6 protein-coding genes are annotated in these 14,754 nt (G+C 72.3%); 2 read left to right on the plus strand and 4 right to left on the minus strand.

The window, feature by feature from the left end; all coding sequences use genetic code 11:
- Window positions 1–353: 353 nt before the first annotated feature.
- From CRP51_RS21100 to hppD, 4 genes are read right to left on the minus strand one after another with little or no spacing between them, the layout of a single operon-like run.
- Entirely contained in the window at window positions 354–7,442 is a 7,089-nt protein-coding gene (locus tag CRP51_RS21100) for a non-ribosomal peptide synthetase (RefSeq protein ID WP_097232858.1), read from the minus strand.
- A complete protein-coding gene (locus CRP51_RS21105; protein ID WP_342749088.1) occupies window positions 7,439–8,752 on the minus strand; it encodes an aminotransferase-like domain-containing protein in 1,314 nt (437 codons plus the stop codon). The genes CRP51_RS21100 and CRP51_RS21105 overlap by 4 nt, the downstream gene beginning before the upstream one ends.
- The gene (locus tag CRP51_RS21110) at window positions 8,749–9,864 is read right to left on the minus strand and encodes an alpha-hydroxy acid oxidase (protein WP_097232859.1); all 1,116 of its coding nucleotides are present in this window, start codon (window positions 9,862–9,864) and stop codon (window positions 8,749–8,751) included. Before CRP51_RS21110 ends, CRP51_RS21105 begins: the two co-directional genes overlap by 4 nt.
- Window positions 9,861–10,961, minus strand: a complete 1,101-nt coding sequence (hppD, locus tag CRP51_RS21115) for a 4-hydroxyphenylpyruvate dioxygenase (protein WP_097232860.1) — start codon at window positions 10,959–10,961, stop codon at window positions 9,861–9,863. The genes CRP51_RS21110 and hppD overlap by 4 nt, the downstream gene beginning before the upstream one ends.
- Window positions 10,962–11,265: 304 nt before the next feature.
- Between hppD and CRP51_RS21120 the strand changes: the two genes are divergently transcribed.
- Both CRP51_RS21120 and CRP51_RS21125 read left to right on the plus strand, forming a co-directional pair.
- Window positions 11,266–13,029, plus strand: coding sequence for a fatty acyl-AMP ligase (locus CRP51_RS21120; RefSeq protein WP_097232861.1), 1,764 nt, complete (start codon window positions 11,266–11,268; stop codon window positions 13,027–13,029).
- 67 nt (window positions 13,030–13,096) lie between these two features.
- The coding region (locus CRP51_RS21125; protein ID WP_170970626.1) for a condensation domain-containing protein at window positions 13,097–14,754 on the plus strand (1,658 nt) is incomplete at its 3' end.

A 14,754-nucleotide genomic window follows, 5' to 3' on the forward strand; every position in this document is an offset into this window, starting at 1 on the left:
AGGTCTGCGGCCACGCGTCGGGGAAGAGACGTCGCTCCGTCGCCCGCCACGGGGAGCGGGCCCCGAGGAGCCGGCCGTTCCCGGCCCGCCGCCGAGGAACCGTTCGGCGAGCGCGGCATGGCGCGCGCCAGCGGGCGAAGCCCTCGTCGGGGTCGAGCAGGGCTTCGGTGAGCCGCCTCACCACGTCCGCCCGCCGCCCCGACGGGTCGGGCTCCCGGCCGCGACCCGCGCCCGCTCCGCGAACGCCGCGGGCCCTGGCCGGCCCTCGACCGGGGTGTCCGTGACTTCCATGCCTCTCGCCTTCCGCGTCGTTGCCGTCCTGGCCGGCGCTGCGTCGCCGCGCGCGGGCCGCGTCAGTGCGTGTCGGCCGCCGGCCCGGACGCCTCCGGCCGCATGTGCGCAGAGATGATCCGCCCGATCTCGCCGAGCATTTCGGGACGCGTCAGGTCCCGGTGGGCGCACGGCAGGACGTGGGTGTCGATCCGGCCCGTCACGTAGGGCCGCCACGCCTCGCTCCTGCCGCCCGGGGCCTCCACCGGCGCCCGCGGGGTGGAGGCGAAGAAGACCACGTCGCCGTCGAACCGTCCGGACACGGAGTCGTTGGTGAGCCGGACGTTGTTGAGGAACACGTCCTTGACCGCGAGCAGCGACGCGGCGTCCAGGTCGGCGATCGGGGCGCCCCGTTCCCGCAGCAACTCCCGCAGGCGGTCCAGTCCCGGCCCCTCCGTCAGCGGGCCCGCCGGGAGCCGCGCCTCGGTGTCCGCCAACTGCCGGGTGAGGAACTCGTGTTCGTCCACCTCCTCGCCCCGGCGCGCGCCGGTGCTCGGGGAGGCGTCGAGCACGGCGAGCAGCTCGACGGTCTCGCCCTCCTCCCTGAGCCTGGCCGCCATGGCGTGGGCCACCCGCCCGCCGAACGACCAGCCGAGCAGCCGGTACGGACCGCTGGACCTGACCTTGCGCAGCTCGGCGAGGTAGTCCTCGACCATCGCGGTCAGGCTGTCTGGCAGCGGCACCCGCTCGGCGATCCCGCGCGCCTGGATGCCGTACACCGGGATCTCGGGGTCGATGTGCCGCAACAGGCCCGCGTACGCCCAGCTCAGCCCGCTGCCCGCGTGCACGCAGAACAGCGGTGCCCCGTCACCGCGCGAACGCAGCGGAAGGATCACGTCGTAGGGGCCGCCGCCGTCCCCTCCGTCGTCCAGGCGCCGGGCGAGCTCGGCCGGGGTGGGCGACTCGAACAGGTCGCGGGCGGACAACTCGGCGCCCAGCACGTCGCGGACCCGCGCCACCAGCCGAATCGCCAGCAGCGAGTACCCGCCCAGTTGGAAGAAGTCGTCGTCGACCCGCACCTCCTCCAGACCGAGCGCCTCGGCGAAGAGTTCGCACAGCACCCGCTCCCTGGGCGTACCCGGCACGCCGCCGTCGGTGCCCGACCGTCGCGCGGGCTCGGGCAACGCCCGGTGGTCCACCTTGCCGTTGGCGCTGAGCGGCAGGCCGTCCAGCACCGTGAACGACGCGGGCAGCATGTGGCGCGGGAGCCGCTCCACGAGGTGCTCGTGCAGCGCGTCGGGGGTCAGCCGGGCGCCGGTCACCGCGGTGGCGTAGGCCGCGAGGGTCTTGTCCCCCGCCTCGTCCTCCCGGACCGTCACCACGCACTGGGCCACCGCCGGGTGCGCTCCGAGCACGGCCTCGATCTCGCCGAGCTCGATCCGGAAGCCCCGGATCTTGACCTGGTCGTCCGCCCGTCCGACGAACTGGAGCTGACCGTCGGCCCGCCAGCGGGCGAGGTCTCCCGTCCGGTACATGCGGTCGCCCGGCTCGCCGAAGGGCTCGGCGACGAAGCGTTCCGCCGTGACGTCCGGGCGGTCCAGGTAACCGCGCGCCACCCCGGCTCCGGCCACGTAGATCTCCCCCGTCACGCCCTGCGGCACCGGGCGCAGTCGGGAGTCGAGCAGATGGACGCGCCGGCCCGGGATCGGCCTGCCGATCGGCACCGGCCCGGGGCCGCTGTCCGGACGGCACACCCCGTAGGCGGCGGCCACCGTGGTCTCGGTCGGCCCGTAGCCGTTGAGCATCCGGCGCCCGCCCGGCAGCCAGCGGGCCGCCAGTTCCGGCGGGCAGACCTCGCCGGTGACCGTCAGGGTCACCGAGGCCGGGATGCTTCCCTGCGGGAGGGTGGCGACGGCCGCCGGCGGGGCGGTCAGGTGGGTGATGCCGCGCTCGGTCACCAGCGCCGCCAGGTCCGGTCCCAGCAGGCGTTCCCGCGGAGCGAAGACCAGCGTCGCCCCGGACAGCAGGGCGGTGGTCAGGTCCCACGCGGAGGCGTCGAAACTGGTGGACACCAGTTGGAGCACCCGGTCGCCGAGCGTCGGTTCCAGACCCGCGCGCTGGGCCGCCACCAGGCTCGCGATGCCCTGGTGCGTCACCACCACCCCCTTGGGGCGGCCGGTGGAGCCGGAGGTGTAGACGACATACGCGGGGTGGCCGGTCAGCAACGGCCCGGTCCGGTCGTCGTCCGTGGGGTCGCCGTCCGGCAGTTGGGCCAGCGCGGCCCGGGTGGCCTCGTCGTCGACGGCCAGCAGTTCGGCCTCTCCCTCCTCGACCGGCAGTCGCGCACCGACCTCGCCGGTGGTCAGGATGAGCCGGGGCGCGGCGTCCCGCAGCATGAACGAGATGCGGTCGGCGGGATAGCCGGGGTCGATCGGCAGATACGCCGCGCCGGCCTTGAGGACGGCGAGCCAGGCCACGACCAGCTGCTCGGAGCCGGGAATCGCCAGCCCCACCCGTTGCTCGGGGCCGATGCCCCGACGGGTGAGCAGCGCGGCGAGCCGGTTGGCCGCGGCGTTGATCTCGGCGTAGGTGAACGCCTCCTCCCGTCCGCCGTCGTTGATCACCGCCGGCGCCCCTGGGGTGAGCGCCGCCTGCCGCTCGAACAACGCGGGCAGCGGCAGTTCCGGCAGCTCGCACGGGGCCCCGGTGGCGAGCGCGGCTGCCCGGCGGTGCTGCTCCTCGTCGAGCAGTTCGAGGCGGCTCAGCGGGAGTTCGGGCGACGTGACGGCCGACCACAGCAGCCGGCGAAGACTCGCGGCGAGGGTGCGCACGGTGCCCTCGTCGAACAGGCCGGTGCGGTACTGGAGGGAACCGCTCATCCCCGCCGCGCGGCCGTCGTCGTCATGCCGCTCGGAGAAGACGAAGGCGAGGTCGAACTTGGCGACCGGGTGGGACAGCCGCTCCCGGTCCACCCGCAGCCCGGGGAGTGTCTCGCCGAGCGCCTGCCGCGCCCTCTCGTCGATGTTCTGGAAGGCCAGAAGCACCTGGAAGAGGGGGTGCAGGGACGGCGTACGCGGCGGATTGACGGCCTCCACCAAGCGCTCGAACGGGATGTCCTGGTGCGCGTAGGCCGCCAGGTCCGCCTTCCGCACCCGAAGCACCAGGTCCCGGAAGGAGGGGTCGCCCTCGGTCCGCGTGCGCAGCACGAGGGTGTTGACGAAGAAGCCGACCAGTTCCTCGGTGACGGCGTCGGTGCGCCCCGCGACAGGCGCGCCGATGGGGATGTCCGTTCCGGCCCCCGTCCTGGTCAACAGGGCGGCGATCGCGGCCTGCACCACCATGAAGGGGGTCGTCCCGGTCTCCCGCGCGAGCGAGACGACCTGCTCGTGCAGCTCCGCCGGAAGGTCGAGGCGCACCTCGTCGCCCCGCTGCGAGACCAGCGAGGAACGGGGTCGGTCGGTCGGCAGCTCCAACTCGTCCGGGAGACCGGCGAGAGCCGACGTCCAGTGCGCCAGTTGGGCCGAGATCACGCTGCGCGGGTCGTCCTCCGACCCCATGATCTCTCGCTGCCACAGGGTGTAGTCCGCGTACTGCACCTCGGGCGTCGTCGGCCCGGTGTCCACGCCCTCGGCCCGGCGGCGGTAGGCGGCGACCAGGTCCCTGTTGAGCGGGATGCGCGACCAGCCGTCACCGGCGATGTGGTGCAGAAGCAGCAGCAGCACGTGCGCGTCGTCCGCCAGCCGGAACAGCCATGCCCGCAGCGGGAGTTCTGTCGCCAGGTCGAAGGTGTGCGTCGAGGCGTCCGCGAGGTGCTGCGGCAGTTCGTTCGCGTCGGTGTTGACGGTGGTGAGGGTGAGGTCGGCCTGTTCCGGGGTGAGGATGGTCTGCCTCGGGCCCTGGTCGTCCTCGGTGTAGAGGGTGCGCAGGGATTCGTGGCGTGCGACGAGGTCGCCGAGCGCCTGGCGGAGTGCGTGGTGGTCGAGTTTCCCGGTGAGGCGCAGTGCGGTGGGGATGTTGTAGGCGGGCGAGGGCCCTTCGAGCTGGTGGAGGACCCACAGGCGCTGCTGGGCGTACGACAGCGGGATGCGGTCGGGGCGTTCACGGGGGGTGAGGGGGGCACGGGCGCCGTCGGCGCCGTCCAGCACGCGGCTGAGCCGGGCGACGGTCGGGGCTTCGAAGAACTGACGGAGCGGTAGTTCGGTGCCCAGGGCAACGCGGATGCGGCTGACGAGGCGGGTGGCGAGGAGGGAGTGTCCGCCGAGGTGGAAGAAGTCGTCGTCGATGGTGACGTGGGGGATGTTGAGGATGTCGGCGTAGAGACCGCAGAGCATTTCCTCGCGGGGGTTGCGCGGTTCGCGGCCGCTGCCGGCGGCGCGGTCCGGTGCGGGGAGTGCGTTGCGGTCGAGTTTGCCGTGGGGGGTGAGGGGGAGTGCGTCGAGGGTGACGAGGGCGGTGGGGACCATGTAGTCGGGGAGGTGGGCTGCCGTGTGGTCGCGGAGCTCGTCTTCGGTGACGGGTGCTTGGGTGACGGTGTAGGCGATGAGGCGTTGGTCGCCCGGGGTGTCCTCGCGGAGGATGACGGTGGCCTGGGTGACGGCGGGGTGGGTGGTCAGGACGGCTTCGATCTCGCCGGGTTCGATGCGGTGGCCGCGGAGTTTGATCTGGTGGTCGGTGCGGCCGGCGTAGGCGAGTTGACCGTCCTCGCGCCAACGCGCCAGGTCCCCCGTCCGATACATCCGTGCCCCGACACCGCCGTGGGGGTCGGCGACGAAACGCTCGGCCGTCAGCCCGGGGCGCCCGTGGTAGCCACGGGCCAACTGCGGTCCGGCGAGATAGAGCTCGCCGGTGACCCCGGGCGGGACCGGACGCAAAGCGGCATCCAACACACGCGCACGCATCCCCGGAAAGGGACGCCCGATCGGGACCAGCCCACCGGGGGCCTCCTGGCCGGGAGCCAGATGGTACTCGGTCGCGGTGATCGTGGTCTCGGTCGGACCGTAGGCGTTGATCACCGTGACATCCGGGTGCCGCTTGCGCCAGGCGTCCAGATCATGCCCGTGCAGCGCCTCACCCCCCAGAATCAGCGTCTGGGTCGGAGACACCCGCGCCGGAAGGGCGGCCAACAGCGGCAGGTGGGAGGGGGTGGCCTTCAACAACGTCGTCTCGGGCGCGTCCTCGTCCAGGTCGGCGAGGTGCAGGGTGCCGCCGGTGACCAGCGGCGTCCACAACGCGGTGCCCGTGTGGTCGAACGCCAAAGGCGAGTGCAGGAGAGTGGTGCCCGCAGCCGCGGTGTAGGTGGCGCGGGCGTGCGCCAGATAGGCCGCCAACGCCCGGTGTTCGACCACCACACCCTTCGGCCGGCCCGTGGAACCCGAGGTATACAGCAGATACGCCGGATACCGCCCCCGATCCGGACCACTCCGCTCCTCCTCCGAGAGGTTCCCACTCGGATAGGTCTGCCACTCCACCCCGTCCAAAGACGTCAGGTGCAGCGCCGGTGCGGCGTCGGTCAGGATGTGGGCGATGCGTTCGGCCGGGTAGTCCGGGTCCAACGGCACATACGCCGCACCGCTCTTCCACACCCCCAGCAACGCCGTGACCACCCCCACCCCCCGCTCCATCTCGACCGCCACGAACCTCTCCGGCCCCGCACCCCGCTCGCGCAACCACCGCGCGACCCGGTTGGCCCGCGCGTTCAACTCCGCATAGCTCATACGCTCGTTCGCGTCGACCAACGCCACCGCATCCGGCACCACCGCCGCCCGTTCCTCGAACAACGCCACCGCGTCCACCACCGGCACCCGCGGCCCCGGCCCCGCACCCCACTCCTCCACCAACCGCCGCTCCCCCGCCGCCAACAACTCCAACCGCCCCACCAACCCACCACCACAACCCCCCACCAACCCACGCAGCACCCGGAGGAGCTGGTCCATGACGCGGTGGGCCAGCTCCTCCGAGACCAGGTCGGGCTGGTAGTCGAGCCGGAGCGAGAGCCCGGAGCGGGCCGCCGCGACCAGGGCCAGCGGGTAGTGGCTGCCGCTGCGGCCGCGAGCCCCGGTCAGCCGAACGCCGTCCAGGCCCTGTCGCGCGGCGCCGGAGTCGACGTTCACGGGGAAGTTCTCGAAGACCACGACGGTGTCGAAGAGGTCCTCGTAACCCGCCAACCGCTGGATCTCGGCGAGCCCGATGTTCAGATGGGACCGCAGTCCCACCTGCTGCCGCTGGAGTCGGGCGAAGAAGTCGGCCAGTGGCTCCGAGGGGCGCAGCCGCACCCGCACCGGCAGCGTGTTGATGAACAGCCCCACCATGGTCTCGATGCCCGCGACCTCGGGCGGCCGGCCGGACACGGTGGCGCCGAACACCACGTCGTCGCGTCCGGTGAGCGAGCCGACGACCAGTGCCCAGGCGCCCTGCACCAGCGTGTTGAGGGTGAGGCCCTGTTCCCGGACCACGGCGCTCAGCGCCCGGTAGGTCTCCGGGTCGAGGCGGCGCTCGACGCGCTCGGGTATGACGGCCGGACGAGTGCCCGCGTCCGGGACGACCCGGGTGGGGCCGTCCAGGTCGGCCAGCGCCTCCCGCCACTCGTCCACCGCCGCCTGGCGGTCCTGGTCGGCCAGCCACTGGAGATAGGCGCGGTACGGCTTGACCGGCGGCAGTTCCCCGTCATCGCCCCCCGACCGGTAGAGAGCCACCAACTCCCTCACCACCAGCGGCCGGGACCAGCCGTCGAAGAGGATGTGGTGGTAGGTCATCACCAGGCGGTAGGACCGTTCGGTGAGGCGGAGCAGGGTGAACCGCAGCAGCGGTGGCCTGGCCAGGTCGAAGGGCCTTCTCCGGTCCTCCCGCAGCAGCGCGTCGGCCCTGGCCAGCCGCTCCGGCTCGGCCAGGTGGGACAGGTCCGCCTCCTCCCACGGCACCGTGACCTCGTACGGGATGAACTGGACCGGCCGGCGGAGCCCCTCGTAGCGGAAGCCGGCGCGCAGGTTGCCGTGGCGGGCGAGCAGGGCGTCCGCGGCGGCGCGCAACGCGGCGAAGTCCAGTGCGCCCTCCAGGTCGAGGGTCTGCTGGACGGTGTAGACGCTCTCGGCCCCCTCGTCGTACACGCTGTGGAAGAGCAGCCCTTCCTGGAGAGGGGCCAAGGGCAGGATCTCCTGCAGGCCAGATCGCGTCATACCGACTCCTTGATAAAGCGAGCGAGGCGGGCCGCTCCGGTCGTCGCCTCGTCTGCGGTCACATAGCTGCAGGAGAGGCGCAGCTGCCGGTCGCCGCCGCCGTCGAGGTGGAAGTAGCGCATGGGAGTCCACATCACGCCGTAGTCCTGGGCGGAGGTGCGCAGGGCGCTCTCGTCGGCGGGGAAGGGAACGTCGACGGTGAGGAAGAAGCCTCCGTCGGGGTCGTTCCAGCGCACGCCGAGCGCGGAGCGTACGGCGGGCGGGAACTCGCGGGCGAGGGTGTCGCGTACGCGTCGCATCGTCTCCTGGTAGTGCCGCGCCGCGGCCTCGTTCCTGCGGCGCAGGCTGCCGCCCTCGGTGATCAGGAGTCCGGCGACCGCCGCCTGGCTGACGCTGGGGGTGTTCACCGTGACCATGCTCTTGATCTTGGCGAGTTCGTCGGCGAGCAGCCCGGTCCCGCCGACCCTGTGGACCCGCTGGTCGGCGACGACATAGCCGACGCGGGCGCCGGGGAACGCGGTCTTCGCGAACGAGCCGAGATAGATGACCCGTTGACGCCGGTCCAGAGACTTGAGGGTGGGTCGACGGCAGCTGCTGAACAGCCCGTACGGGTTGTCCTCCAGGAGCAACAGCCCCAGGCTCTCGGCCGTTTCGAGCAGGGCTGCACGGTCCCTGGTGGGCATACTGGCCCCGGTGGGGTTCGAGCAGTCGGGCACCAGGTACAGCGCGCGGGGGCGGCGGCCCTCGGCTGCCAGCCGTTCCACGGTCTCCCGGAGCGCCGTCCGGCTGACGCCCTGCGGGGTGCTCGCCACGGGGACGACGGGCACGTCCAGCAACCTGGCGGCGCCGGTGACCCCGACGTAGCACGGACTGTCCACGAGCAGCACGTCGTCGGGCCCGGAGAAGAGGGCCCTGAGCACCAGGAGCACGGCTTCCTGGCAGCCGACCGTGACCACCAGCGCGTCCGGGGAGATGTCGATCTCCTCGTCCGCGCGGAGCATGTCGGCGACCAGCTCCCGGATCTGCCCCGCGGTCTCGCCGTACTGGAACAGCGCGGTGCGGATCTGCTCCTCGCTGCGGCCGGACCGCCGCAGATGTCCGACGTAGGCGTCGATCAGTCCCGCGACGTCGGAGACCGCGAAGTCGCCCTCGTGGGGCCGTCCGGGGGCGAAGGAGATCGCGTCCGGGTAGCGGAGCGTGATCTCGTTGAGGAACGTCATGGTGTCCAGCAGCGGGTCCGACACACTGGGGTGCAGGTCCGCCCCGGTCAGCGCCGGCGGCTGGAGCGGCTGGGGAACGCCTGTGGTCACCGTGGCATCTCCACTGCGGTCGCGTCGATCGAGGGGACTGTGCGGTGCCCGGTGAAGACCATGGTGTCGGTCAGTTCGCCGCACAGGAGGGACAGCAGCCGGCGTACGCCCGGGGCCCCGTCGGCGGCCAGCGCGTACAGGACCGGCCGGCCGACGAAGACCGCGGTCGCCCCGAGCGCCAACGCGACGAACGCGTCCGCGCCGCCGCGCACACCGCCGTCGAGGAAGACGGGGACGCGGCCCTCGGCGGCCGTCACCACCTCGCCCAGCGCGTCGAGCGCCGCCGGCGCACCGTCCAGTTGGCGGCCTCCGTGGTTGGACACCACGATGCCGGCGGCGCCCGCGCTCAGCGCGGCCCTGGTGTCCTGGGCCGTCATGACCCCCTTGGCCAGCACCGGGAGTCCGCTCAGCCGGCGCAACCGGCCCACGACCGTCCAGTCCTGGTCCGGGCAGAACGCCGAACGGCTGTGCGCGGAGGGCGAGTCCGTGTCCGTGGCGCCGCCCGGGGGCGCCTGGCGGTCCGGCTCCAGGTTGGCGGGCCGGATGTGCGCGGGGACTCGGAAGTCGTTGCGCAGGTCGCGCAGCCGCCGCCCCATGTACGGCGTGTCCACGGTGACGACGAGGGCCTGGTACCCCGCGTCGGCGGCACGGCGGGCCAGGCCGTCGGTGACCCGCTGGTCGCGGAAGCAGTAGAGCTGGAGCCACAGGGGTGTGGACGTCCCGGCCGCGGCCCGTATCCGTTCCAGTGGCTGGCTGGCGAACGTGCTCACCACCAGCGGCAGCCCGAGCGCACCGGCCGCCTCGGCGGTACCCGACTCACCGTCGGCGTGCGCCAGTTCGTGGTACGCCAGTGGGGCGATCCCGAGGGGCGCGCCCCATCGGTCACCCAGCACCCGGATCGCGGTGTCCGGTTCACCGACCGCCGAGAGCCCGCGCGGGCGCAGCCGGACGGAGCCGAACGCCGCCTCGTTGGCGGCCAGCGTCCGCTCCCGGCCCGCGCCACCCGCGATGAAGTCCCACACGTCCCGGGGCAGCACGCGGCGCGCCGCGTCGGTGAAGTCGGCACAGTCCAGGAGTCGCGCGCGGGGCGGGACGGCTGCGGCTTCGCTCATCGGGCCGCTGCCTCCCTGGCCCGCTCCACGGCCTCGTAGAGCGCCTTGATGTTCGAACTGCCGAAGCCGCGGGCGCCGTTGCGCTGTACGTACTCGTAGAAGAGCGTGCCGCGGGGATAGGGCGAGCGGGCGAATATCTGGAGCAGGTAGCCCCACTCGTCGCGGTCGACCAGGACGTTGGTCGCGCGCAGGTCCGCGATCCGTTCCCCCATGCCCGCGACGCGTTCCTCCAGCACCTCGTAGTAGGTGCCGGGCGTGCGCAGGAAGGCGACGCCCCGGTCGGAGAGCTGGCGCACCGTGTCGATGATGTCGTCCACGTGGAACGCCAGGTGCTGGACGCCCGCCCCGGCGTGGGCGGTGAGGAACTGGTCTATCTGGCCGGGGTCGCGGGAGGGGTCGGGCTCGATGAAGGTGAAGGTGATGCCGCCGGTCGCGTTGCGGACCACGATCGAGTCCATCGCCTGGCTGCCGACCTCGATGTACTCCGAGGAGTAGTAGGGGATGTCGAAGGCGCTCTCGTAGAAGGCGACGGTGTCCCGCAGCGTGCCCGCCTCCAGGCACACCGCGATGTGGTCGAGGGCGGGCGGCAGTTCACCGGGGCGCGCGGGCGGGGAGGCCGGGGGCTCGCCGGCGGCGGGCAGCAGGGTCCACTCCCGGTCCGGGGGGAGGTGGCCGGCCGTCGTCGCCGTGTCGCCGACCAGCGTGTGGCGGAGGTCCCCGAACCCCGAGACGGCGCCGAACAACGCCCCTTCCTGCCCCGGCGCGCGGGACGGGACCGGCGCCCCCAGGGAGTCCGCGCCCCCCGCCACGGCACGGGCGTGGTCCCGCTCGACGTCCGTGCTGAGGAAGGCGATGTCCGCGATGGAGTCGCCGTGCCGGTCCACATAGCGGGCGACCTCGCCGTCGTCGTCGAGGGGCTGGGTGACCACGAGCGTCACCCCCTCTCTGCGGAGCGCCGTGGAGGTGACGTCCGGCGCGCCGGTGTCCGGGCCGGCCACGGCGACCTCGACGAATCCGTGGCCGTCGACCAGATGCGCGACTGCCTCACTCCGGGCCGCGACATACAGCTCGGAAAAAGCGACAGCGGTTAGCGACATAATCTGCTCCCGTGAGAGGTTTCCGGCGCACACAATGCTACTGAGAATGCCTACTACCGACGCACCGCAGCAGTCGATCACAACACGCACCGAACTTTGCAGGGCACTCTACAAACCGCCCCTATAACTCGGATATCGAAGCTCTATCAAAGCCTTGACCTGCATGTATGCAATCCGGAACACTCACGTTGACCGACCGGGAAAGACACTGCTACCTTCCCTTGCAAACGTATGCCATAAGCCCGTTCCACACATTCAGGCGGGCTGCCGTGCGATCGCCACAACTCACGTTACTGAGGGAGCCATGCCCAACCTTAGGGACGCCTCGGACCTGATATCGGCCCTTCGTGACAACGCGGCGGAAAAGCCCGACGAAAAGGCGGTTTTCCATGTCCACGACCCGGAGCGGGAGGACGGCCACACCGCCCTCACCTACGCCGAACTCGACCGCGAGGCGCGCCGCCTCGCCGGCCCTCTGCGTCGGCGGCTCGCCGCCGGGGAACGGGCGTTGCTCCAGTACGCCTCCGGCACGGACTTCCCGGTCGCCTTCTTCGGCTGCCTGTACGCGGGGGTCGTCCCCGTGCCCGCGCCGCTGCCGGGGAGCAACCGGCGCGAGCGGTCGCGGGTCAAGGGCATCGTCCGCGACGCGGACGTCCGCGCCCTGCTGACCTGCGGCGCGCAGCTCGACGAGGTGGCCGCCTGGGCGGAGGCCGAGGGACTGACCGGCATCCCGCTGCTGGCGACCGACGGCGAGGAGGTCGCCGCCGCCGACGCCGACGGGTGGGAACGCCCCGCCGTGGACCGGTCGACTCCCGCACTGCTCCAGTACACCTCCGGCTCCACCTCCGACCCCAAGGGCGCCGTGATCACCCACGGCAACCTGCTGCACAACGTGGAGACCATGCGGGAGGCGTTCCCGCTTCCGGACGGCGGCCGGCACGGCGGCTGGGTGCCGATGCACCACGACATGGGTCTCATCGCGCATCTCCTGTGCGGAGTACTGACGGGCCGCTCCGCCGTGCTGATGGCCCCCATGGCGTTCCTCCGCCGACCCCACTGGTGGCTGCGCGTCATCGACCGCTACCGCATCGGGCTCTCCGGCGCCCCCAACTTCGCCTACGCCCTGATCAACGACCGGGTCACCGACCAGCAGCTCACCGGCCTCGACCTGTCGAACTGGCGGTACGCGGCCAACGGCTCGGAACCGATCAACGCGGGCACCCTGCGCGCGTTCGCCGAACGCTTCCGGCCGGCGGGACTGCGCCCCGAAGCGGCGATGACCAGCTACGGCATGGCCGAGGCCACGCTGATGGTGTCCACCGCCTCCTTCCGCCCGCCCCTGGCCCTGTGCGTCCGGCCGGACGCGCTGGAGCGGCACCGGATCGTCCGGGCCGAGCCCACCGACGACCGGCACGTCGAACTGGTCAGCAGCGGGCCGACGTTCGGCCTCGACGTCGTCATCGTCGACCCGTCGAGCGGGGACCGGCTGGCCGACGGCGAGATCGGCGAGATCTGGCTGCGCGGCGAGAGCGTCGCCCGCGGCTACTGGAACAACGAGACCGCCACCCGGGGCACGTTCGGAGCCACCACCGGAGACGGCGACACCGGCTACCTCCGCACCGGTGACCTGGGCACCTTCGTGGAAGGCGAGCTGTTCGTCACCGGGCGGATCAAGGAGACGCTCTTCCTGCACGGCCGCAACCTGTACCCGCAGGACATCGAGCACGAGGTGCAGCGCCGGCACACCGAGTTCCGCTCGCTTCCCGGCGCGGCCTTCACGGTGCCCGCCGGGCGCGAAGGCCGGAGCGCGGAGGACCTCGTCATCACCCAGGAGATCCGCGGCCGGTACAGCCCGGCCGAACTGACCAGGCTCAGCACGGAGATCAGGCAGACCGTGAGCCGCGAGTTCGGCCTGCCCGTGGCCTCGGTGGCGCTGCTGCGCCCGGGAGCCGTCCAGCGCACCACCAGCGGCAAGATCCAACGCGTCGCCATGCGCCAGCTCTTCCTCAGCGACGAGCTGCGGCCGGTCCACCTGGACGGCACGCCGTCACCCGCGCGGCCCGCCTGACCGGACCGCACGCCGACATCGTCCGCACGTCACCCTCCGAAGCCCGGCCAAAGTTATGCGAGGAAAAATGACTGAGGTTGAGTCCGCAGCGATCCGACACGCCCTCACCGACGCACAGTCCGAGGTCTGGCTCGCTCAGCAACTGGACCCGGGCAGCGCGCACTACAACGTCGGGGTCCGCCTGGACTTCTCCGCCCCCGTCGACCCGGAGATCCTGGCCGCCGCCGTCGACCGCGCCCTCGCGGACACGGCGGCCATGCGCTGCCGCTTCGGCCTCGACGGCGGCGACCCGCACCAGGTGCCCCTCGCCCCGGACGAGACCCCGCTGCGTCTCCTGGAACTCCCCGGGCACCAGCCGGAGGACGTCGACGCGTGGATCCGTCGGGACCTGGCCGACCCGCTCGACCTCCTGGCCGACCAGCTCCAGCGGTACACCCTGCTCACCCTCGCCGACGGCCGCCACATCCTCTATCTCCGCTACCACCACATCCTGCTCGACGGGTTCAGCCTGATTCTCCATCTGCGTCGGCTCGCCGAGATCTACTCCGCTCTGGCCGCGGGCCGGGAGTGCCCGCCCCCCGCCTTCGGCGACCTGGCCGACCTGGTCCGGGACGAACGGGCCTACCGGGCCTCCGGGCAGTACCGCGAGGACCGCGCCTACTGGCTCGACTCGCTGAGCGACCACCCCGACCCCGTCTCCCTGGGCGGGCGGTTCGCCCCGTCGGCGCCCTCCGTGCTGCGCCGCACCGCCGAGCTGTCCGCCTCCCAGGCCGCCGCGCTCCGGGGAACGGCTCGCCGGGGGCAGGCCCCCTGGTCCCTCGCGGTCATCGCGGCCACCGCCGCCTTCCTGCACGGCATGACGTCGCGGGACGACCTGATGCTGGCGCTGCCGGTCACCGCGCGCACCGGCCGAACCGCCCTGACCACCCCGGGCATGACGGCCAACGAGTTGCCGCTGAGACTCCGGGTGCGGCCCTCCATGAGCTTCGCCGAACTGCTGGAAGCGACCGCGGAGCAGACCAGCCGGGCGGTGAGGCACCACCGCTTCCGAGGCGAGGAGCTCCGGCGCGAACTCGGCGTGACCGCCCCCGAGGCGCTGCGCGGGCCGATGGTGAACATCGTCTCCTACCAGGACGAACTCGCCTTCGGTGAGGTGACGGCGAAGATCGGGCGCCCCTCCAGAAACCGCGCCCGCGACCTCAACCTCATCTTCAGCGGCGCCCCCCACGGCGGCGTCCGGATGGACCTCGACGCCAACCCGAACGTCTACGACGAGGACCAACTGGCGTCGCTCCAGGACAGGTTCCTGCGCTTCGTCCACACGGTCACGACGGACGGCGACCGTCCGCTCGGCAGGCTGAACCTGCTGACGCCCGAGGAACGTCGGCAACTCCCCGCGCTCTGGTCCGGCCCCACGACGAACGCGACACCGCCGGTGGACGTGGTCGCGTTGTTCGAGGAACGGGCGGCGGCGGCACCGGACGCGATCGCGTTGGTCGACGCGAACGAGCAGGGGTCGTACGGGGAGTTGAACGCGCGGGCCAACCAGATCGCCCGCTGGCTAAGGGAACAGGGCGCCGGTCCGGAGAGGTTCGTCGCCGTCGACATGCCCCGAGGAGTAGAGGCCGTTACCGCGCTCCTCGGCGTGTTGAAGAGCGGCGCGGCGTATCTGCCGTTGGACCCGGACTACCCGGCCGAACGCACCACCCACATCCTCACCGACGC

The sequence above is a fragment of the Streptomyces zhaozhouensis genome (genome assembly GCF_900230195.1).
Classification (GTDB): Bacteria; Actinomycetota; Actinomycetes; order Streptomycetales; family Streptomycetaceae; genus Streptomyces; species Streptomyces zhaozhouensis.

Coding starts and splice junctions, on each gene's coding strand:
- CRP51_RS21100 (WP_097232858.1), bottom strand. CDS start 7,442: ATGACGCGATCTGGCCTGCAGGAGATCCTGCCCTTGGCCCCTCTCCAG.
- CRP51_RS21110 (WP_097232859.1), bottom strand. CDS start 9,864: ATGAGCGAAGCCGCAGCCGTCCCGCCCCGCGCGCGACTCCTGGACTGT.
- hppD (WP_097232860.1), bottom strand. CDS start 10,961: ATGTCGCTAACCGCTGTCGCTTTTTCCGAGCTGTATGTCGCGGCCCGG.
- CRP51_RS21120 (WP_097232861.1), top strand. CDS start 11,266: ATGCCCAACCTTAGGGACGCCTCGGACCTGATATCGGCCCTTCGTGAC.